This window comes from Acinetobacter vivianii (genome assembly GCF_014635885.1).
Taxonomy (GTDB): Bacteria; Pseudomonadota; Gammaproteobacteria; order Pseudomonadales; family Moraxellaceae; genus Acinetobacter; species Acinetobacter vivianii.
On sequence record NZ_BMDR01000012.1, the window covers coordinates 19,846 to 41,172 of the forward strand.

Sequence of the window (21,327 nt, forward strand, 5' to 3'; positions counted from 1 at the left end):
CCTGCGAATCATTCTCGGTTAGGATGAGATATGTACAATCTCATCCTGATTGAAGATGAATATTCTTGACCACGCCAGCTATTCAGCCACCGACGTTACGATAGAATCTCGAACACCATTGTTTCGAGGGTTCATTCAAGTTGAGAAAGTGAGCTTAAAACATCGGTTATTTCACCGAAAAGATTACTCGTCCTTGATTCAACGTGAATTGGTTCATCGTCCTGAAGCAGCTGGCGTTTTGCTTTATAGCGACCAGCAACAACGCTTTGCATTGATTGAACAGTTCCGTGTAGGGGCCGTCAATGATCCTGTTTCACCTTGGCAACTCGAAGTTATTGCAGGTGTACTTGATGGAGATGAGTCTCCAGAAAGCTGCATCCGTCGTGAAAGCTTAGAAGAGTCTGGGTGCGAGATCACTGAATTAAAACATTTATTTAGCTTCTACCCTTCTGCTGGTGCCTGCTCCGAATTTTTCCATTTATATGTTGCAGACGTTCATCTTCCAGAAGATGGGGGTATTTTTGGGATGCCAGATGAAGGTGAAAACATTCAACTTCATCTGTTTGATTATTCCCAATTAGAAGCATTATTTCATAACGGGCGGTTGAGAAACGCACCTGTGATCATGGCATTACAGTGGCTGGCTCAACACATACAACAAAGATAAGAATCTGAAGGGGCTAACGACGGTGACTTTCAAGGTCTCATCATTATCACAGCAAGATTTTGTGATGATACAGATTACCGATACACATTTATTAGAGTATCCCCACCTCGAATTTGTCGGCATGCAACCCGAGCAAAGTTTTCATGCAGTTATCGACTTGATGCGCCAGCAACATCCTCATATCGATCTGATCATACACACAGGTGATCTGGCCCAGTCGCCAACACCTTTAACGTATAAACGCTATGTACAACACATGCAAACGCTGGGAATTCCTTTTTTTCATACCCCAGGCAATCATGATGATGTCACGCATTTTCCATTTCATGAGGAAGATCAAACCCAACCGACCGTTGTCGAGTTAGGACAATGGAGCATTATCTTATTGAATAGTGCCCAGCCTCAGCGTATTGATGGAAAAATCAGCGATGTACAGTTACAACGTTTAACCACCTTACTCCACCAATTGCATGATCGTCACGTGATTATTGCCTGCCACCATCACCCTTTTGCAATGCAATCGGCATGGATTGATCAGCACAAATTGAAGAATTCATCTGACCTGCTGGAAACCATTCAGCCCTTCTCCAATATAAAGGCGATCATCTGTGGGCATGTGCATCAGGATTCAATCAATACCTGGCAAGGCATTGAATTTTTATCTACCCCATCGACCTGTATTCAGTTCAAACCTAAAAGCGAGAAATTCGCACTCGATGAGGAGCATCCAGGCTATCGTTTAATCCGCCTGAAAGCCAATGGAGAACTGGAAACTCAGGTCTATCGACTTCCCACTTCGCAGCGAATGAGTAGTTCTGAAGTGCTGGGATATGATTAGGAAACTTGACAAGGGAATCGCCATTGTCTGCATTTCATGCCTTGTTTATGTCGTTTTAGCCTATAACACAATGCATGGCTGAAATAGCAGCAGTTCCTAAAACTTTTGATTACAAATTACATTGACGAATTCACACAAAATCTGGACGGGAATGACTACCATCTTGTCCAAAAACTCTATATGATGTCGACCCTTGATGGAAAAAACCATCTTAGGTTTCTATAAAAACACTTGCATATCACCATATTTTTTGCGTATAGATAGTACGTGTAAGATGAGGAATGCCCTATATGGCGAATGACAACCAAAATCAAGTCTTGGACGAACAGACAGAAGTGATCGACGATCAAAAATCGGCGAAGCGCGTACGTAAAACCAAACCGAAAGCTTCAGAAGGTGGTACAACTGCGAGCTTATTTGGTATTGCGCCGTATCAGCCGAAGAAAAATGAAGAATATATGTCTGAAGGACAACTTGTGCATTTCCGCCAAATTTTGAACGCATGGAAAGCAGAGTTAATGTCTGAAGTTGATCGTACCTTGAACACCATGCAAGACGAATCAAGTGCACTTCCTGACGTAAATGACCGAGCAACTCAAGAAGAAGAGTTTGCGATTGAACTACGCACACGTGACCGTGAACGCAAACTCATTCGTAAAATTGAACAGTCTATTGAAGCCATTCAGAACGAAGACTATGGTTTCTGTGAAACCTGTGGTATCGAAATTGGCTTACGTCGTCTAGAAGCTCGCCCAACTGCGACTCTCTGTATCGATTGCAAAACTTTGGCTGAAATCAAAGAAAAGCAAAACAACGGTTAAACCATGCTTGAACATACTGCGGAACAGCAAGCAGCTGTTTCGCCAGAATGCTTCCAACAGCAACCAGATTGTTGTAGCTACGTGGGTCGGTTTGCGCCATCGCCAACCGGCCCATTGCATTTTGGCTCACTGCTCACCGCAGTTGCCAGTTATTGTGATGCCAAAGCCAATCAAGGCAAATGGCTAGTCCGTATTGAAGATACCGACATTCCCCGCATTTATCCCAATAGCGAAACACATATCCTCTCCTGTATCGATGCATTTCAATTTGAACCAGATGCGGAGATTATTTTCCAAAAAGACCGTTTAGATATTTATGAGCAAGTGCTTGAACAGCTCAAGCAATCACAAGACATTTACGCTTGCCAATGCACACGGAAAATGTTGGGCTCCAATCACATCTATGCAGGTACCTGTCGCAATCTGAATCTGGATTTTGCCAATCAGGCGATTCGTCTAAAAGTCGCAGATCAATTGATTTGTTTTCAAGACCGTTTACAAGGCCAACAATGTTCTAACTTGCAAAATGAGTTAGGTGATTTTGTCTTGAAGCGTCGTGATGGCATTATCAGCTATCAATTGGCGGTGGTGGTCGATGATTATCTACAAGGCATTACCCATGTGGTGCGTGGTGCAGATCTACTCGACAATACGGCTCGACAAATCTGGCTAGGGTCTTTACTCAATTATCCCGCCCTAAGTTATATGCATCTCCCTCTGGCCATGAATGATCAGGGCCAAAAGCTGTCTAAACAGAATCTGGCACAAGCCCTTGATATCAGCCAAGCACCCGAACTTCTGCATCAGGCTATTTTAGCTTTGGGACAAGCATCTGTTGAACTGGATCAGCCACGTATCATGCTACAACAGGCCGTACAGCAGTGGGATGTAAATTTGATTCCGCAAGGTATTCATTTAACTGGTACCTATTTATAAGCAATAAAAAGCCCTGCATCATGACAGGGCTTTTTATTTGTTTCAATATCCTAGAAATTCGACTCTTCTTTCACAGGGTTCAGCTCTTGTGTCGATGCATCAATTTTCAGGATTAAACTGATCATCGCAGCACACATCATCAATGATGTCCCCCCATAACTAATGAAGGGTAAGGTCAAGCCTTTGGTTGGCATTAGCCCCATGTTCATGCCCGCATTTACCAGAATCTGCATCAGGAAAATGATGCTAATCCCGTAGGCCAAATAGCCCGCACGCAAATAATTGTGCTGCAAGGCACGATGACCAATACGAATACAACACGCCAGCATGGTAAATGACAGGATCATCACCACGGACACACCAAAGAAGCCGAACTCTTCTCCTAATACCGCCAACATAAAGTCCGTATGCGCTTCAGGTAAATAAGATAGCTTCTGGACACTGTGCCCTAGACCCGTACCAAACCATTCACCACGACCAAAGGCCATTAAGGCATTCGAGAGCTGATAACCGACACCCAATGGATCTGCCCAAGGGTTGGTAAATGAGATCAGACGCTGGAAACGGAATGGCTCGAAGATAATCAGCGCACTGACACCCGCAAAAATCGCACCCAGCATGATCAGGAACTGGGTCGCTGGTGCACCTGCCAAGAAGAACACGCCCACCATCATCAGGACAATAACAACGGTTGCCCCCAAATCAGGCTCAGCGACGATAAAGCCCACGGTTAAAGCCATCACACCACTTAAACGTAGCAAGCCTTTCCAGTGTGTACGGACTTCCTTGGCACGGCGTACCACATAATCCGCAGTGAAGATCGCCATGACAATTTTGGCAATCTCGGTTGGCTGTAAGGTAAAGCCACCAACTTTAATCCAGCGATGCGCACCGTTGACTTCAGACCCCACTACCAATACTGCCAAGAGCAGAACAATAGTAATGAGCCATAAAGGGAAAGCATTTTTAAACCAGAGATTCAATGAAACCCGATAGGTTAAAAATGCCACCACCGCAGCAACCACAATCGAAATACCATGACGAATCAAAAAGTAAAAAGGACTCTCATGGATATATTCCGCATATGGCATTGACGCCGATGCAACCATGATTGAACCGAAACATAGCAACGAAATCACACAAAAAATCAGGATATTTCGTGCCGTCATTTCTGCGGGTAGCTTAGGTAAACGATTCAGCAATTGCGAAATCTTCTGTACCGTATTTTGGGCTAAGTCAGCCATAGTTCTGTTCCTAGTTCTTATTTTTCATTCAAGGCATTTACACATGCCACGAATTGATGTCCACGATCATTGTAGCTTTTAAACATATCAAAGCTCGCACAAGCAGGTGAAAGTAATACCACATCTTCCGCCTGAGTCACTTTTTGTGCCATTGCAACGGCGTCCTTCAGGCTAGCTGCATGCTGGATCACTGTTGTACCTTGAATTGCCTGCTCAATCACCGCAGCATCTTCACCAATGAGAATCACTGATTTCACATATTTTTGAATCGCATCACGTAATGGTTTGAAGTCCTGACCTTTACCTTGACCACCAAGGATCAAAGCCAGTTTGCCATTATTCACTTCAATTGCAGCACCCAGACCATCAATCGCAGCCAGTGTTGCACCGACATTGGTTCCTTTCGAATCATTATAATAACGAACACCATCAATGGATTGAACGTACTCACAACGATGTTCAAGACCTTTAAAATGCTTTAACGTCTCCAGCATCGATGCCATAGGTAAACCAACGGCTTCACCCAACGCCAAACACGCCAACGCATTGGCAACGTTATGCATGCCCTGAATGTACATCTCGGAAGTTTTCAGCAAACGCTCTCTGCCACGTGCCAGCCACATGCTGCCATCTGCATCACGTAACACACCGTATTGATTCAAATCAGGTGCATTCAAGCCAAAGCTCTGCATCGGTGTCACATCAGGCACTAGAGGACGGCTCAGATTATCATCACGGTTATAAACGACTTTTTTCACGCCTTGGAAAATGCGATGTTTGGCCTTGTGATAACCTAGCATATCACCATGACGATCTAGATGATCTTCGCTCATATTCAACACCACAGCAACTTCAGCATTCAAGTGTGATGTCGTTTCAAGCTGGAAGCTCGACAGTTCTAAAATAATTAATTCAGGTTGATCTTTTAATAAATCCAATGCGGGACGGCCCAGATTGCCACCTACAGCAACTTTTTTGCCTGCATCCTCTGCCATCAATCCAATTAAGGTCGTGACTGTACTTTTCGCATTTGATCCTGTAATCGCAACAATCGGCACTTCTGTGGCACGGCGCAATAACTGAATATCACCGACGACTGGAATGCCTTTTTCAATCGCTTGTTGAATTTCTGGAAGTTGAGGTGCCAGCCCTGGACTGAGAATAATTTCTTCTGCTTGTAATAAAAGATCCGTGTCCAGTTGACCAAAACTGGTACGCACACCTGCTGGAATCTGGTCATGTCCTGGCGGGGTTGCGCGCGAGTCTGTTACTGCAACTTGGTAGCCCTGTTCATGTAAAAAATTGACCGCGGATACACCGGAAATTCCCAAGCCAGCTACAACTTTTAATCCACCGCGCTGTATTAACATTTTTGCCCCATTTTTTGCAGATCACAGAATGGCAAAAATGTTAGCACTTTACTGTTTTAAATGCTTTTTCAGTTTTGGTTTTATTCAATCTTTTTTGTGTCAGTGCGTAAAAGCTTAAACCGGTATAAAAAGACTAATCCCCAATAAAGTTAAGATCACAGCACCTAGCCAATCTATAGATTTAAATGCCTATTGCTTAAATTTAAGTTCAATTAATTCGGGTCTTAGCCATAGGTAAATCAAGATTAAACATGAAATAAGCCAAGAGAAGGTTTCTTTATAAATATTCAGACCTTTAGACAAAGCCGAAAGATAAAGGAAGGTCATCACTAGGATAAAGCCCAATAAAATCAATTTATGTTTAGAGCTTAATGATTGTTTTTTATTAATCTGAGTCTGATTCATTTTTCTTGTTCCAAAAAAATACCCATCTTACGATGGGCATTTTGAGTTTTATCAACGCCATTTCACAGTTTGGACGGATTCTGTTTTTTTGCTTTCAGCCTCATCGGTTGAACAGCCACAGCTTCCACCACAACCAGCAACCATTTTAGGTTTTAACCATACCGCCAAACGCTGCCAACCCAAACGCTGACATGCATTGGATAAGGCTAAAAATGCTGAACCCGCTGTTTGAGGAAATACCTTCTTAAAGACCACAACAGCACTCCACAGCACCAATACAGCAACAATCAAGTACTCAAACATAAGCGTCTCTCCAGTGATTCCCTCCCTTTTTCAAGGGAGGTTGAGTAGGATTTCTTAACCCCAGATGCGCGATGCAATCTGGTAGGTAAAGAAAGACATTAAATACGCCAGACCAAACAGGTAGGCAGTCATTATCGATACATGTTTCCATGAACCCGTTTCACGGCGTACAGTTGCCAAGGTCGCTAAACAATGTGGGGCATAAATGAACCACACCAATAAAGACAACCCTGTTGCCAATGACCAGCCAGAACCATCAGCACTGATTAAATGCGAAAGACCTTGTGCAATTGCATCATCATCCGCACCTGATAAAGCATAAACCGTACCCAAAGCCGCAACTACGACTTCACGCGCAGCCATTGCAGGTATTAACGCAACCACGATTTGCCAGTTAAAACCAACAGGTGCAAAGATTGGCTGGAGCAAATGACCCAACATCCCTGCAAAACTATAATCGATGTCAGGTAAAGTTGCCCCGTCTGGCGCTTGCGGGAAAGTACATAAGAACCAAAGTAAAATCGATAGGGCAAAGATAATGCCACCTACACGTTTTAAAAATATCTTACCGCGATCCAGCAAGCCAATCCCAACACTTCTAATATCCGGAATACGGTAGCTTGGCAATTCAAGTAAAAGCGCATGTTGTGATTTATCTTTCTGCAAAAATTTCATCACGATTGCCACACAGAGCGCACTGACAATACCAGACATGTACAAACCGAATAATACGAGGCCTTGCAGGTTGAAAATGCCCCATACCGTTTGACTTGGAATAAAAGCTGCAATCAATAAAGCATAGACAGGCAAACGTGCAGAACAGGTCATCAATGGTGCAACCATAATCGTGGTAAAGCGATCACGTGGATCACTGATACTACGGGTGGCCATGATGCCGGGTACCGCACAGGCAAAGCTTGAAAGTAATGGAATAAAGGCACGACCACTTAGGCCTGCTTTAAACATCAATTTATCAAGTAAAAACGCTGCACGAGGTAAATAACCAGATTCTTCTAAAACCAAAATAAAGAAGAATAAAATCAAGATTTGTGGCAAGAACACAACCACACTACCCGCACCCGCAATAATCCCGTCAACCACCAAACTATGTAGCAAAGGCTGAGAGATATGCTCGCCTAATGCTTCACCGAACCATGCAAAGAACTCTTCAATTCCATCCATAAACGGTGCCGCCCAAGCAAACACTGCCTGGAAGACGATAAACATCATGATTGCAAGGCTAAGTAACCCGAGAACAGGATGTAAGAAAATTTTATCGAGGAAATCAGTACGTTTGTCTTCCTGATCAGCAAAGTTCACCACATCTTTGAAAATAACTTCAATTTTTTGATGGTGATTACCGGTCAAACCACTTAGCTCAGTCTTCGGAACAGCATATTTTTCCTGATCCAAGGCATGTAACAGGTTTTCGATACCTGAGTTACGCACCGCGACGGTTTCAACAACAGGAACACCTAAACGCTCAGAAAGCTTTTGTGTATTGATCTGGATACCACGACGACGCGCTTCATCCATCATGTTTAACACAACGAGGATCGGACGACCCAACTCAATCACTTCAAGCACGAGACCCAAATGTAGTTTTAAGTTCGTCGCATCCACCACACACAAGAAAGCATCTTGCTGACCTTCTTCAGCAATTTTGCCCTGACAAACATCACGGGTAATTTCTTCATCTGGACTCGTAGCTTGTAAGCTATAGGTCCCAGGCAAATCCAGCACACGCACGGATTTTCCAGAAGGAAGCTGAAAATGTCCAACTTTACGTTCAACTGTCACACCCGCATAGTTGGCAACTTTTTGGCGTGTTCCAGTTAAATGGTTAAATAAAGATGTCTTACCGCAGTTTGGATTTCCCACAAGGGCAACACGTAACGCATCACTCATGCAGGTGCTCCTTCAAGTTGAATTTCAATTTTATCAGCTTCCGCTTTTCGTAACGCAAAACGCGTAAAACCGAGCTGGATTAGAATCGGATCACCACCAAAAATACCTTTGGTAATCACTTGCACTTGTGTACCAGGCACAAAGCCTAAACTTTCTAAACGAACCGCAACTAAATCTGGCTGTTCTGTCTCATCGACCAAGCGATTCACTTTCGTGATCACCGCTACTTGCTTGACTTTTAATGCTGACAATCGCACCGCTCTAACCCTTTACTCTCTTTATTATAGTATACAAGCAAATGAGAATAATTACCAAAAACAATCTCAATGGCATTTACGCTTTTGACAGATCGACAACAATTCATTTTTCTTTTACAGTGCAAACAAGAAAGTTCAGTAACTCCATTATGTTAAATAAAAAACCGCGAATTCCTACAGCCGTTAATATTCCAGAACATCTCGGATTTTTACAGGGCTTTCGTGATTATTTAGTTGCTCAAACGGTGAGCCCACATACCCGTAATGCTTATTTATCTGACCTGATCCAATGTAGTGAATTACATCAAAAAACAGCCTTACCAGAATGGTCCAGTGACGATATAGCAGATGTACTGATTGCCCTGACCAAAGCTGGTAAAAGTCCCCGCTCCATTGCACGCTGCCTTTCTGCCTTAAGACAATTTTATAAATTTTTACGAGAACAAAAACTCAGGGACGATAATCCCGTTGCGACATATCATTCTCCTAAAATTGGTCGGGCCTTACCCAAAGATTTGTCTGAGCAAGATGTTGAAGCATTAATTAATGCTCCTGATACCAACACTGCACTCGGTCTACGCGATCGTGCCATGTTCGAAGTGCTGTATGCCTGTGGATTACGCGTATCAGAATTACTTAACCTGAAACTTGAACTGATCAATTTAAAACAAGGCTACTTACGGATTACAGGTAAAGGGAATAAAGAACGTCTGGTTCCTCTGGGTCAATTTGCCTGTGACTGGATTGAAAAATATTTGATGGAATCGCGCCCGCAACTGTATAAAAGCAGTACCGATTATTTATTTCTGACTCAGCACGGCGGCATCATGAGTCGTCAGAATTTCTGGTACGCAATTAAACGTTATGCCTTACAGGCCAATATTCAAGCCGAGTTATCACCACACACCTTACGCCATGCCTTTGCAACTCATTTACTCAATCATGGGGCAGATTTACGTGTGGTACAGATGTTACTGGGTCATAGCGATCTTTCCACCACGCAAATTTATACCCATGTGGCGCAGCACCGTATGCAAGAGTTACATGGTAAATACCATCCACGGGGTTAAAACGACCTTCTGTCTTGGATCAGGCTAAAACTTGATTCCGTTCACACAGCATCAGCAAGATTTAACGAAGTGATTCATTTTTTTTGTTATGCTAAAGCCCTTAAATACGTACAAAAAGGTCCTATATGTTGTTTACTCGGTCTCAGCTTGTAATTGCTTGTACATTAGCATCAACATTATTAGTCAGTGCTTGCTCAAAAGAAAATTCAGCACAAAAACAAGATGCACTCACAGCAAGTGCACCTGCGACAGGTGAAGCTTCAACCTTAAATGAACGCAATGCACAGCAGCGTTTAGTGTCTACATTAGAAAAACATTTCAAGACAGCCAACATCAATGCCAAAATTCTTGCCGTCAAAAAAACTGAAGTACCTAACCTGTTCTGGGTAAGTCTGGAAGGGATGGGCTCAGTCTATGCAACTGCTGATGGCCAGTACATTATTCAAGGTGATGTGGTGCGTTTAGGTGACAAACAACTGCATAATGTGAGCGATGCATTACAAGCAACCGAAAATAAAAAGCATTTAGCTTCACTCAAAACTGAAGACTTGATCGTTTACCCGGCACAAGGGGGTAAAGCCAAGCACGTGATTTATGTGTTCACCGATTCAAGCTGTCCGTATTGCCATAAACTGCATGAACACTTGGCTGAAATTAATGCCAAAGGAATTGAAGTGCGTTATATCGCATGGCCACGTGGCGAACAATTCATGCCAACCATGCAGGCAATCTGGTGTAGCAAAGATCGTAAGGCGGCATTTGAGCAAGCAACTCAAGGTGTAGCTGTAAATGCAGCAGAATGTAAGAATCCAGTTCGTGATCAATACCAATTGGGTCTAAACATGGGCGTAAATGGCACACCAGCGATTTATAACGTTGAAGGTGAATATTTAGGTGGCTATATGACACCTGAAGAAATTGTTCAACGCTTAAACAAATAAGCTAAAAATCCTTTTCAAAATCACAAAGACTCGGGTGACAGATTAAAGATGATCTTAGCCCTAGTGTCTCTGCATTTTTTTAGCTATGATCAAGCTTCATTAAAATGATTGAATATAATGGAGTGTGACGTGAAACCAGTTCGTCTGGCGATACTCGGTCTTGGTACTGTAGGTGGTGGAGCCCTTAAATTACTACAAGAAAATGCTGCGGAAATTAAACGCCGTACCGGTCGAGAAATTCAAATTACACACGTAGGCACACGCCGTCCACGTCCAGATTTACAACTCGAAGGGATCAAACAAAGTGATGACTTGATGGAGATCGTACGTCAACCTGATGTTGATGTAGTGGTCGAAGTCATGGGTGGTATTCATCCTGCTTATGAAGTCATCATGGAAGCCATTAAACATGGCAAACAGGTTGTGACTGCTAACAAAGCGTTACTTGCTGAACATGGTAATGAGCTATTTAAGGCAGCAGAAGACAACGCTGTGCAGATTGCTTATGAAGCAGCAGTTGCTGGTGGTATCCCTATCATTAAAGTCATCCGTGAAGGTCTTGCAGCCAACCATATCGAATGGCTTGCTGGCATCATTAACGGTACAGGCAACTTCATTCTGACTGAAATGCGTGAAAAAGGTCGTGCCTTTGAAGATGTGTTAAAAGAAGCGCAAGAACTTGGTTATGCTGAAGCTGATCCTACCTTTGATGTTGAAGGCATTGATGCTGCACACAAACTCACCATTTTGGCTTCATGTGCATTTGGTATTCCTTTACAGTTCAATAAGGTCTATACCGAAGGCATCAGCAAAATCACAGCTCAAGATGTAAAATATGCAGAAGAACTTGGTTTCCGTATCAAGCACTTAGGTATTGCACGTCGCGCTGACAAAGGCATTGAGCTACGTGTACACCCAACCCTGATTCCTGCGGAAGAATTGATTGCCAATGTCAATGGCGTTAAGAATGCCGTCTTGGTTCAAGCCAATGCCGTTGGCCCAACGCTATACTACGGCGCAGGTGCAGGTGCAGGCCCAACCGCCTCTGCTGTCGTTGCTGACGTGATTGATATCGTACGTGATATTTCGTATACCGAAGATGGCGCAGGAACAATTCCTCAACTTGCCTTTGAAGCACTCACCAATGTGCCAATCCTCAGCCGCGAAGAAATGACCACGGGTTATTACATTCGCCTTAATGCTGAAGACCAAACAGGTGTATTGGCAGATGTAACTACTATTCTTAGCCGTGCAGGCATCAGTATTGATGCCATCATGCAGCAATCACGCTTAAAAGACCTGATTCCAATCGTGATTTTAACAGATCCGATCGTTGAATCTAAAATGGACGAAGCGCTTGCACAAATTCAAGCATTACCTGCAATTCGTGGCGAAATCGTGAGAATTCGTTTAGAATCGCTCGATAGTTAATCAGTTTAAATCCTCTCACCCTTCTTCATTCAAGAATGGAACTGCTCTCTTTTGAAAGGGAGCTTGTTGAGCGGGATTTTTTCTCTACCTTATATTGGAACACCATCATGTCGAATGCCAATCGTTATACTGGTCTTGTAGATCGTTATCGTGACCGTTTACCTGTGTCTGCAACTACACGCGCAATTTCTTTAGGTGAAGGTAATACTCCACTGATTAAACTAGAGAACATTCCACGTATTATTGGCAAAAACGTCGAAATCTATGTGAAATACGAAGGTCTGAACCCAACCGGTTCTTTTAAAGACCGTGGTATGACCATGGCGGTGACCAAAGCAGTTGAAGAAGGCTCTAAAGCGATTATCTGTGCATCTACAGGCAATACTTCAGCAGCCGCGGCAGCCTATGCAGCTCGTGCAGGTATCAAAGCATTCGTCTTGATCCCTGAAGGCAAAATTGCGATGGGTAAAATGGCGCAGGCAATGATGTACGGCGCGATCACCATGCAAATCCGTGGTAACTTCGACGATGGTATGCGTTTGGTCAAAGAAGTTGCTGATCAGGCACCTGTCACGATTGTAAACTCGATCAACCCGTATCGTTTGCAAGGTCAAAAAACCATTGCTTATGAAATCGTAGAAGCATTGGGTCGTGCACCTGATTACCACTGCTTGCCTGTCGGTAACGCGGGTAACATCACCGCACACTGGATGGGTTATACCGAAGCTGTAGCAAACCAACCTGCGGATCAGTTCGAACAAGTCATTTATGATGCGGCTACAGATCAGTTCACAGGTCCTAAACCAGAAGGCCTACCAACCATGGTTGGTTACCAAGCTTCTGGCGCTGCACCATTCTTACGTGGTGCACCTGTTGAAAATCCTGAAACAGTTGCAACTGCAATCCGTATCGGTAATCCACAGAGCTGGAACCATGCTAAAGCAGTAGTACGTGACTCTAAAGGCTGGTTCGATGAGCTTCAAGACAGCGAAATCTTGGAAGCACAGCGCTTACTTTCAATGTACGAAGGCGTATTTGTAGAACCTGCTTCTGCCGCTTCAATTGGCGGTGCAATCCGTGACATCAAGGCAGGTAAAATTGCTGAAGGTTCTGTGATTGTATGTACCGTGACAGGTAACGGCTTAAAAGATCCAGATACTGCAATCAAGCAATGTGCCGATGCAGTGATGTTGTCAATTGATGCAACAATGGATCAGGTTAAAGACTCGATTCTTTCAAATATGTAAGAATAAATTCTGAAATAAAAAAACCAGTTGCCTGCAACTGGTTTTTTTATGCGTTCACTCAAGATCACTAATTTTTAACGATAAAAAAACGCTTCATCATGAAGCGTTTTTACATCAAGCGGGATTAAACACGTTTTGGCAAAGTGCTTAACCAGCTTAATAAATTGGTTGCGTCACTATTACGTGCTTGCGAACTTGGCGCACCCAATAACACCACAACCGCTGGACGTGAATTCACAGTCGTATGCATTACGACACAACGACCAGCTTCATTGATATAACCTGTTTTTGACAGGTTAATGTTCCAGCCGCCGTTACGGACTAAAGCATTGGTATTGTTTGACTTGAGTACACGGTAGCCTAGATTAAAGTCATAGGTTGGTGTGGTTGAGAATTGACGGATAAGACCGTATTGTGAAGCAGTACTAACTAAAATTCCTAAGTCACGTGCAGAAGAGACATTATGTGGATCAAGTCCTGTTGACTCAGCATAACGTGTCGAAGTCATGCCCAATTGCCTCGCTTTGGCATTCATCGCTGCAATAAATGCAGGACGACCACCTGGATAAGTACGCGCCAATGCAGCTGCCGCTGGATTTTCAGACTTCATCAAGGCAAATAACAATGCTTCTGCGCGATTCATCTTATCGCCAGCACGTAAAGTTGAGCTTGAGTTTTTACCACCCGCACCCGCAAAATCAATTGACTCAAGGGTAATTTCTTCTGACATGTTTAAGCGCGCATCAGCAGTCACTACGGCCGTCATCAATTTGGTAATTGAAGCAATCGGAACCGACATGTTACTGTTTTTGCTGTACAACACCTCACCTGTTTGTGCATCCATGACCAGAGCAGCACGTGCATTCACTGACGGCTGGCTGCTATAGCCAAACGTATCGCGAATCTGTGTCGACTGCTGAGGTGCACTTGATGTAATGGATGCTGAACCACTGTTACGCACTGTTGTGGTCACAGAGGTTGAACCTTGAGGGCCAATCTCTAAGGGTTCATCATCTTCCATTAACTGGCTCGCATCACTTGCAGACCAGTTTAATGTTGCTGAACCACTCGCACGCGAAGAAGCTGGATTGTTATTCACAACCAGTTCAGCAAAACTTGTTGAACTCCACGCCAACAAGATAGACATGCTTAGAACATGCATGATAGATTTTTTAGAATTTTTCACGACACAATACTCAACTCAGGACGCTGCACATTTGCGCTTACCACCATTATGCCTTACATTTGAACAAATCGGGTAAAGCTTTTGTAGACACAATTGTGTACAACTATTCGCTAGAAACGAAGAATAGGATTGCTAATTTTGTCGTTTCATTGCAAGCTAATTTTGCTTTATGTAACAAAAAACCAGTGTTTTTGAAAAAAGGAGGTCTTCTTGATCACTGTTCTCGTTGTTGATGATCATGAACTCGTGCGCACAGGGATTTGCCGTATGCTGGAAGACCACCCCGATGTTGAGGTGATCGGACAAGCTGAGTCTGGAGAAGAAGCGATTGCGCTGGTTCGCCAGAAACATCCCCAAGTGGTATTGCTAGACGTGAATATGCCTGGCATTGGTGGAGTTGAGACAACGCGACGTTTATTGCAGAGTGCACCTGAAACCAAGGTCATTGCTGTCAGCGGTCTGGCGGAAGAGCCCTACCCATCCCTTTTACTCAAAGCAGGTGCAAAAGGCTATATCACCAAAGGTGCGCCAATTTCCGAAATGGTTCGTGCGATTAATAAAGTCATGCAAGGCGGCAAGTATTTCAGTGCAGATATTGCCGAGCAACTGGCCAGCTCCTATCTTTCTGATACTCAGCAATCCCCTTTTGATGCATTGTCAGAACGTGAAATGCAGGTGGCAATGATGGTGGTCAACTGTATCAGCGCACAGGAAATCGCAGATAAGTTATTTGTCAGCGTGAAGACGGTTAATACTTATCGCTATCGTATTTTTGAAAAACTGGCGATTGATAGTGATGTCAAACTGACGCATCTTGCGATACGCTATGGACTGATTAAACCTTAAAATTCTTAAAATAATAGTCAACGCCTATGTTAGGGAAAATTGCATCATCGGTCTCTCAGACCGTCTATCGACTGGGCGTTTGGTATAGCGGCTATCGGCTGATTATTGCCGTTAGTCTGCTGCTGATTTATTTATTGACCGCTGAGCAATTAAGCGCCAATTACATTTATCCAGCTTTATATTTTTATACCCTGATCGCGTATATCACACTAAATATCATTCAGCTTTTTATCTTACACTTAGTCCCTGTACAAGTGTCCAGACAGCTGATTATTATCTTCCTGATTGATGTCATCTGCTTGAGTTTAATCACATTTTCATCCGGTGGACCAAACCTGCAACTCAGCTTGCTGTATGTCATCATTATTTTCTCCTCAGCCATTTTATTAAATTCACAGCTATCGCTGATCATTACCCTGTTTGCCGTCATCATGGTGGTATACCAGCGATTTTTAGGTGATTTTTTTGATGTAATCAACTTAACTCATCTCGGCAACAGTGTCTTTCTGGCCTTTTTATTTTTTGTTGTGCATGCCATTGGCCGAATTGCAGTCCAACGTTTTAAAATTTTAGAAACGCTCACTTTCCATCAATCGATTGAAATTCATCAACTGCAAAATATTAATCGTTATATTCTCGAGCAAATTGAAGACGGTTATTTGGTACTGGATGAAAGTAATCATATTGTCTTGACCAATCCGGCAGCAAATACATTACTGGGTATTTATCTACCCGTTTCTCTTGAAAAAACACCATTGATCAAGTTGCAGCCAGATCTATTTGAACTGATTAAGTTTAGTGATTTAAAGGACGGCGAAGAGTTTAGTTTTGAATCGCAACAAAGCCCGTATACTGTTCATGTTCGAGTCAAACATTTGATTGTGCCCGAGCAGGCACTGGTCTTGTTGATCTTAAAAGACGCACAAAAATTAACCCAGCAGGTACAGCAGCTCAAGCTAGCGGCATTGGGACAACTTTCTGCCAGTATTGCCCATGAAATTCGCAATCCATTGGCCGCAATTGTACAGGCCAATGAACTCCTAAAAGACAGTGATGCACATCAGCAAGAAATGCTGTCACGGATGATTAGCAAGCAAGCCAAACGCATTGATAGCATTGTCCAAGATACTTTGGCGATGGCTCGCAATAGGCCAACAGAAGCACAACCCATCCAGCTCACCCCGTTCTTTGAAAGTTTATTGAATGAAGATCTGGCTGACGCAAAACAGATGATCCAGCTAAAACTAGCAGAACAGACTGTGATCGTATTTGATGAAAAACAATTACGTCAGGTACTGATTAATCTAATCCGTAATGCGTTACGCCATAACGCAACAGATGCCCCTTTTATCGAAGTGGATGTGCATGAAAAAGAAGGTCGAATCTGCATTGATGTCATCGATTTTGGGATGGGTGTCTCAAAACGGGATATTTCTCAGTTATTCAAACCATTTTTTAGTACCGAAATTAAAGGAACTGGTTTAGGATTGTACTTGTCTCACACATTTTGTGAGGCGAATCATGCAAAGCTCACCTATATAGAGCGACAACAAGGAGCATGTTTCAGGATGGAATGCTCAAAATTCATAGATTAGATTAGGTTTTTCGGGGAAATGGCAACAAAACAACCACTCGTCTTGCTCGTAGACGATGAAGAGGACTTATGTCTTTTAATGCAGATGACGCTTGCGCGCATGGGCATCAAGACACATATCGCTTATCGTGTCGAACAGGCAAAAAAATTCTTTACTGAGTTCCAGTATGATGCATGCTTAACAGATTTAAACCTGCCAGATGGTAACGGTTTAGATCTGGTCAAACATGTGACCCAAAACTATCCCAACACGCCGATTGCCGTTCTAACGGCCTATGGCAACATGGACATTGCAATCGCAGCACTCAAAGCAGGTGCGTTTGATTTTGTCAGCAAACCCGTGAATCAAATGCATTTGGATCAGTTGATCCAGAAAGCTTTGAATCGACCACAGCCTGAACAGGAAGCTGCTGAAACGGCTTTAGAAAATAAGCTTCTGATTGGACGTTCAGCACCAATCCAGCAACTTCGTATTGCGTTAAAGAAGATTGCGCGCTCACAGGCGCCTGTATTCATTACAGGTGAATCAGGCACAGGTAAAGAAGTGGTTGCCAATCTGGTGCATCGTTTAAGTAACCGTAGCGAAGGGCCTTTTATTGCCATTAACTGCGGTGCGATTCCAACTGAATTGATGGAAAGCGAGTTATTTGGACACAAGAAAGGCAGCTTCACTGGTGCAACACAGGATAAGCAAGGCTTAATTCTTTCTGCGCACGGCGGTAGTTTATTTCTAGATGAAATTGCTGAATTGCCTTTAAATATGCAGGTCAAATTACTACGTGCTGTACAGGAAAAGAAAATTCGCCCTGTCGGTTCAGATCAGGAAATTGATGTCGATTTCCGTGTGATTAGTGCCAGCCATCAAGATCTTGAAATGCTCGTCCAACAAGGCCGATTCCGACAAGATCTGTTCTTCCGTATTCATGTCATGGATCTGGTCTTGCCGCCATTACGTGAGCGCGGTCAGGATATTCTGCTACTGGCCAATCATTTTATTCAAAAGATTAGTCAGGAATGGGAAGTCTCGGTTAAAACGCTTTCCTCTCGTGCAGAGCAGTTCTTATTGCAGCAATATTTCCCGGGAAATGTGCGTGAACTGCGCAATATCATCGAACGTGCAATGACACTAAGCGATGATGAATCGATTGATCTGGCCCATTTGCAAACGGCTCCATTACGCAGCTCAATTGCACATCCAGCACCTTCATTTGCCAATACGACCCCAGAAGAAGTGGAAACTCCACAACATTCTGCTAGCCCAACAATGAGTTCGAAGAAGCTTCCACCTGAAGGTTTAGAACGCTATTTAGAAAATATCGAAAAAGAAATTCTTCTAAATGCGCTGAATCTGACGCATTGGAATCGCACTTTAGCGGCGAAAAAGTTGGGAATGACCTTCCGTTCTTTACGCTATCGCCTGAAAAAGTTTGGTTTAGATACCGAAGATGATGAATAATCTTTAAAAATAAAGCTCCTTAAAAAAGGAGCTTTATTTTTTAGTATCGGCTTTTTAACACCAGATCAGTGACATGTTCAAGATAAGTATCTTCTTTCATTTCAGCTGCTAAAGGTGAAATCTGATTCGGCTGAATCCCTTGCCCTTCAATCATGTTGCCATTAGGTGTGTAGTAATGCGATACCGTCATTTGCAAGGCAGCGCCGCTCGGTAAAGGAAACAGTTTCTGCACCACGCCTTTACCATAACTATTTTCACCCACAACCCAAGCTCGCTTATGTTCTTTCAAAGCTGCGGTAAAAACCTCGGCTGCTGAGGCTGAGCGTTTATTAATTAAAATACCGAGTTTCAGGTTTTGAAATTCAAAAGAAGGTAAAGCCTGAAATTGTTGATCGCCTTCCGAACGGCTTTTCGTAGTCACAATCAGTCCCTGATTCAGGAACAAATCCGCTGACTCAACTGCAGCAGACAATAGACCACCAGGATTATTACGTAAATCGAGAACAACAGCCTTAAGCTTGGCTGAACTATATTCTTCGATCAAACGCTTAATTTCATTGGCGGTGTCTTGCTGGAAAACTCTAATTTTAAGTACAAGTACCTGATTATGCATTAAAACAGGTTCAATATCGGTTTCTACTTTCTTGTTTCTGACTAGAATGGTGGTACTGTTATTATTCTCTGGCTGGATCTGTACGGTACTGCCAATTGAACCATACAGCAGGCCTTGCACCTGATCTTTGTTGAGATTTTTTAATTCCTGATTGTCCACCTTAACAATGGCTTGTCCATTACGTAAACCTAGCTTACTCGAGTCAGAACCTGCTTTTAGGTCCTGAATCTGCCAAGATTTAGAATGCGCATCATAATTTAAATTAAAATCGACAGAGGCCAAATCCCCTTCAGTATATTGAATCAGTTGACGATATTCTTCTGCCGAGAGATAACGGGAATAACGGTCTAAACCACTGACCAACCCTTTGATTGACTGCTGAAATAATGCATCGTCCGACTTCTTATCGACATAGTTATCTTTAACAATACCGTAGATCTGGACAAATTGTTGAATCGATTCAATCGGGACTTCAGCCGTCGGAGGCGCATCTTCCGTCCATCCCGATGAATGCGTAATCGGTGCCGCATAAATACTATGCCCCCAACACATCAACAAACTTGCACATAAGGCTCGGTAAATGTTGTTGTGCTGGGTCATTGCTTCACCTTATTTTAAAGTAATTAAGTTCTTACCCTGCATTTCTGGCGGTACAGGAATGTGCATTAAATGCAGTAATGTTGGTGCCACATCAGCCAATACACCACCTTCCGCAATCGTTGCCTGAGTTGGGCCAACATAAATAAATGGCACCAGTTCAGTGGTGTGTTGGGTATGAACCTGTCCACTGTCATAGTCTTGCATTTGCTCTACATTACCATGATCCGCAGTAATTAACATGTGTCCTTTGTTTGCCATCACGGCATCATAAACACGACCCAAACAGGTATCCACTGTTTCAACCGCTTTTACCGCTGCATCAAACACACCTGTATGTCCGACCATATCGCCGTTGGCATAGTTCACCACCAACAGGTCAAACTCACCTGAATTAATGGCATTGACTAACTCATCAGTGACTTCATAAGCGCTCATTTCAGGCTTTAAGTCATAAGTTGCAACATTCGGTGATGGAATCAAGATACGCTTTTCACCAGGATATTCATCTTCACGACCGCCGCTGAAGAAGAAAGTCACATGCGCATATTTCTCAGTTTCAGCAATACGCAATTGGGTTTTGCCCAAATCAGATAAGTATTCACCAATCGAGTTTTTAAGGCCTTCTGGCATATACGCAACGGGTGCATCAATGCTGGCCTGATAACGCGTCAACATGACAAATTTAGATAAATTCAGCACCACTTTACGTTCAAAACCAGCAAAATCTTTTTCCACAAAAGCGCGGGTGATTTCGCGAGCACGATCGGCACGGAAGTTCATGAAAACAATGCTATCGCCATCTTGAACTTTGACAATGTCACCAATACGTGTTGCTTTCACAAACTCGTCATTTTCATTGGCTGCATAGGCTTGCTCTAAACCTTCAACTGCTGAATTGGCGACACGTACGGCTTCGCCTTCCGTCATTAAACGATACGCTTGTTCAACGCGATCCCAACGATTGTCACGATCCATCGCGAAATAACGGCCAATCATCGACACAATACGACCTTGATTTGGATATTGTGCAAATAAGGCATCCAGTTTTTCTAATGAAGGTTGAGCACTACGTGGCGGTGTATCACGACCATCAAGGAAAGCATGTAAATAAACTTTTGCACCGCGTTTTAACGCCAGTTCGCACATTGCGACAATGTGATCTTCATGCGAGTGAACACCGCCTTCTGATAACAAGCCCATCACGTGCACGGCGCCATTCGCTGCTTTAGCCTTTTCAACCGCATCCACCAGAACTTCATGCTCAAAAAAAGCACCCGTACGAATGTCTTTGGTAATACGAGTGAAGTCCTGATACAACACACGACCTGCACCCAGATTCATATGCCCGACTTCAGAGTTGCCCATTTGACCATCAGGCAGGCCCACATCTTCACCTGAGCCAGAAATTAAACTATTCGGATGCTTTGCTTTCATTGCCGTGAGGTTGGGTGTTTTTGCTGCCAGAAAGGCATTGTCATCAACTGCTTCACGATGTCCTACGCCATCCATGATTACGAGAACGTGAGGAATTTTGCCAGCATTTGCATCCGTCATAATGGACTCTCTATTTGTCGATCATTTGATCGGTATATTT

The 21,327-nt window shown here is 43.3% G+C and carries 19 protein-coding genes and 1 pseudogene; 11 read left to right on the forward strand and 9 right to left on the reverse strand.

Going from position 1 to position 21,327, the window contains the following annotated elements:
• Positions 1-55 precede the first annotated feature (55 nt).
• From IEV36_RS17405 to gluQRS, 4 genes are all read left to right on the forward strand, one after another.
• Positions 56-667 (forward strand): NUDIX domain-containing protein, encoded by a 612-nt coding sequence (locus tag IEV36_RS17405; RefSeq protein WP_004773979.1) that lies wholly within the window; start codon positions 56-58, stop codon positions 665-667.
• A 22-nt stretch (positions 668-689) separates the two neighbouring features.
• A complete protein-coding gene (gene cpdA / locus IEV36_RS17410) occupies positions 690-1,505 on the forward strand; it encodes a 3',5'-cyclic-AMP phosphodiesterase (RefSeq protein ID WP_005255556.1) in 816 nt (271 codons plus the stop codon).
• A gap of 290 nt (positions 1,506-1,795) precedes the next feature.
• Entirely contained in the window at positions 1,796-2,326 is a 531-nt protein-coding gene (gene dksA / locus IEV36_RS17415) for an RNA polymerase-binding protein DksA (protein ID WP_004773977.1), read from the forward strand.
• Positions 2,327-2,329: 3 nt separating this feature from the next.
• Entirely contained in the window at positions 2,330-3,262 is a 933-nt protein-coding gene (gluQRS, locus tag IEV36_RS17420) for a tRNA glutamyl-Q(34) synthetase GluQRS (protein WP_005255558.1), read from the forward strand.
• 50 nt (positions 3,263-3,312) lie between these two features.
• Here gluQRS and ftsW read toward each other — a convergent pair whose 3' ends face one another.
• The 6 genes and pseudogenes from ftsW to IEV36_RS17445 all read right to left on the reverse strand — a co-directional run bounded on the left by ftsW (position 3,313) and on the right by IEV36_RS17445 (position 8,749).
• On the reverse strand, positions 3,313-4,506 hold the full coding sequence (ftsW, locus tag IEV36_RS17425; RefSeq protein ID WP_004773975.1) for a putative lipid II flippase FtsW: 1,194 nt from the start codon (positions 4,504-4,506) through the stop codon (positions 3,313-3,315).
• A gap of 17 nt (positions 4,507-4,523) precedes the next feature.
• Positions 4,524-5,876, reverse strand: a complete 1,353-nt coding sequence (gene murD / locus IEV36_RS17430) for a UDP-N-acetylmuramoyl-L-alanine--D-glutamate ligase (protein WP_005255560.1) — start codon at positions 5,874-5,876, stop codon at positions 4,524-4,526.
• Positions 5,877-5,990: 114 nt separating this feature from the next.
• A pseudogene (locus IEV36_RS18865) lies at positions 5,991-6,281 on the reverse strand (hypothetical protein).
• A gap of 51 nt (positions 6,282-6,332) precedes the next feature.
• Positions 6,333-6,584: a DUF6587 family protein gene (locus IEV36_RS17435; RefSeq protein ID WP_004773971.1), complete on the reverse strand. Its 252-nt coding sequence runs from the start codon at positions 6,582-6,584 to the stop codon at positions 6,333-6,335.
• A 54-nt stretch (positions 6,585-6,638) separates the two neighbouring features.
• Positions 6,639-8,492 (reverse strand): ferrous iron transporter B, encoded by a 1,854-nt coding sequence (gene feoB / locus IEV36_RS17440; RefSeq protein WP_005255564.1) that lies wholly within the window; start codon positions 8,490-8,492, stop codon positions 6,639-6,641.
• Positions 8,489-8,749, reverse strand: a complete 261-nt coding sequence (locus tag IEV36_RS17445; RefSeq protein WP_004773968.1) for a FeoA family protein — start codon at positions 8,747-8,749, stop codon at positions 8,489-8,491. The genes feoB and IEV36_RS17445 overlap by 4 nt, the downstream gene beginning before the upstream one ends.
• Before the next feature lie 149 nt (positions 8,750-8,898).
• On the opposite strand from IEV36_RS17445, the gene xerD reads away from it, so the two are divergent.
• The 4 genes from xerD (at position 8,899) to thrC (ending at position 13,438) form a co-directional block, all read left to right on the forward strand.
• Positions 8,899-9,819, forward strand: a complete 921-nt coding sequence (xerD, locus tag IEV36_RS17450) for a site-specific tyrosine recombinase XerD (protein ID WP_005255566.1) — start codon at positions 8,899-8,901, stop codon at positions 9,817-9,819.
• A 125-nt stretch (positions 9,820-9,944) separates the two neighbouring features.
• The gene (locus IEV36_RS17455) at positions 9,945-10,760 is read left to right on the forward strand and encodes a DsbC family protein (RefSeq protein ID WP_005255569.1); all 816 of its coding nucleotides are present in this window, start codon (positions 9,945-9,947) and stop codon (positions 10,758-10,760) included.
• Positions 10,761-10,889: 129 nt separating this feature from the next.
• On the forward strand, positions 10,890-12,191 hold the full coding sequence (locus IEV36_RS17460; RefSeq protein ID WP_004773963.1) for a homoserine dehydrogenase: 1,302 nt from the start codon (positions 10,890-10,892) through the stop codon (positions 12,189-12,191).
• Positions 12,192-12,298: 107 nt separating this feature from the next.
• On the forward strand, positions 12,299-13,438 hold the full coding sequence (thrC, locus tag IEV36_RS17465) for a threonine synthase (RefSeq protein WP_004656353.1): 1,140 nt from the start codon (positions 12,299-12,301) through the stop codon (positions 13,436-13,438).
• A 124-nt stretch (positions 13,439-13,562) separates the two neighbouring features.
• On the opposite strand, the gene pbpG is transcribed toward thrC, so the two are convergent.
• Entirely contained in the window at positions 13,563-14,624 is a 1,062-nt protein-coding gene (gene pbpG / locus IEV36_RS17470; protein WP_123773889.1) for a D-alanyl-D-alanine endopeptidase PBP7/8, read from the reverse strand.
• Between the two features lie 210 nt (positions 14,625-14,834).
• Here pbpG and gacA point away from each other — a divergent pair, with 210 nt between their 5' ends.
• The 3 genes from gacA to IEV36_RS17485 are packed head-to-tail and all read left to right on the forward strand — an operon-like array spanning position 14,835 to position 18,520.
• Positions 14,835-15,470, forward strand: a complete 636-nt coding sequence (gene gacA / locus IEV36_RS17475) for a response regulator transcription factor GacA (protein WP_004773961.1) — start codon at positions 14,835-14,837, stop codon at positions 15,468-15,470.
• Between the two features lie 26 nt (positions 15,471-15,496).
• Positions 15,497-17,065 carry a sensor histidine kinase gene (locus tag IEV36_RS17480; RefSeq protein ID WP_005255576.1) on the forward strand — a complete coding sequence of 523 codons (1,569 nt, stop codon included), beginning with the start codon at positions 15,497-15,499 and terminating at the stop codon, positions 17,063-17,065.
• Between the two features lie 18 nt (positions 17,066-17,083).
• On the forward strand, positions 17,084-18,520 hold the full coding sequence (locus IEV36_RS17485; RefSeq protein ID WP_004773959.1) for a sigma-54-dependent transcriptional regulator: 1,437 nt from the start codon (positions 17,084-17,086) through the stop codon (positions 18,518-18,520).
• A 40-nt stretch (positions 18,521-18,560) separates the two neighbouring features.
• Here IEV36_RS17485 and IEV36_RS17490 read toward each other — a convergent pair whose 3' ends face one another.
• Together IEV36_RS17490 and gpmI are read right to left on the reverse strand one after the other, a co-directional pair.
• A complete protein-coding gene (locus IEV36_RS17490) occupies positions 18,561-19,733 on the reverse strand; it encodes a S41 family peptidase (RefSeq protein ID WP_005255578.1) in 1,173 nt (390 codons plus the stop codon).
• A gap of 9 nt (positions 19,734-19,742) precedes the next feature.
• Positions 19,743-21,287, reverse strand: coding sequence for a 2,3-bisphosphoglycerate-independent phosphoglycerate mutase (gene gpmI / locus IEV36_RS17495; RefSeq protein ID WP_005255590.1), 1,545 nt, complete (start codon positions 21,285-21,287; stop codon positions 19,743-19,745).
• Positions 21,288-21,327: the final 40 nt, after the last annotated feature.

Coding starts and splice junctions, on each gene's coding strand:
- gpmI (WP_005255590.1), bottom strand. CDS start 21,287: ATGACGGATGCAAATGCTGGCAAAATTCCTCACGTTCTCGTAATCATG.
- IEV36_RS17455 (WP_005255569.1), top strand. CDS start 9,945: ATGTTGTTTACTCGGTCTCAGCTTGTAATTGCTTGTACATTAGCATCA.
- xerD (WP_005255566.1), top strand. CDS start 8,899: ATGTTAAATAAAAAACCGCGAATTCCTACAGCCGTTAATATTCCAGAA.
- IEV36_RS17405 (WP_004773979.1), top strand. CDS start 56: ATGAATATTCTTGACCACGCCAGCTATTCAGCCACCGACGTTACGATA.
- dksA (WP_004773977.1), top strand. CDS start 1,796: ATGGCGAATGACAACCAAAATCAAGTCTTGGACGAACAGACAGAAGTG.
- thrC (WP_004656353.1), top strand. CDS start 12,299: ATGTCGAATGCCAATCGTTATACTGGTCTTGTAGATCGTTATCGTGAC.
- IEV36_RS17490 (WP_005255578.1), bottom strand. CDS start 19,733: ATGACCCAGCACAACAACATTTACCGAGCCTTATGTGCAAGTTTGTTG.
- IEV36_RS17485 (WP_004773959.1), top strand. CDS start 17,084: ATGGCAACAAAACAACCACTCGTCTTGCTCGTAGACGATGAAGAGGAC.
- IEV36_RS17435 (WP_004773971.1), bottom strand. CDS start 6,584: ATGTTTGAGTACTTGATTGTTGCTGTATTGGTGCTGTGGAGTGCTGTT.
- ftsW (WP_004773975.1), bottom strand. CDS start 4,506: ATGGCTGACTTAGCCCAAAATACGGTACAGAAGATTTCGCAATTGCTG.
- IEV36_RS17480 (WP_005255576.1), top strand. CDS start 15,497: ATGTTAGGGAAAATTGCATCATCGGTCTCTCAGACCGTCTATCGACTG.
- feoB (WP_005255564.1), bottom strand. CDS start 8,492: ATGAGTGATGCGTTACGTGTTGCCCTTGTGGGAAATCCAAACTGCGGT.
- murD (WP_005255560.1), bottom strand. CDS start 5,876: ATGTTAATACAGCGCGGTGGATTAAAAGTTGTAGCTGGCTTGGGAATT.
- gluQRS (WP_005255558.1), top strand. CDS start 2,330: ATGCTTGAACATACTGCGGAACAGCAAGCAGCTGTTTCGCCAGAATGC.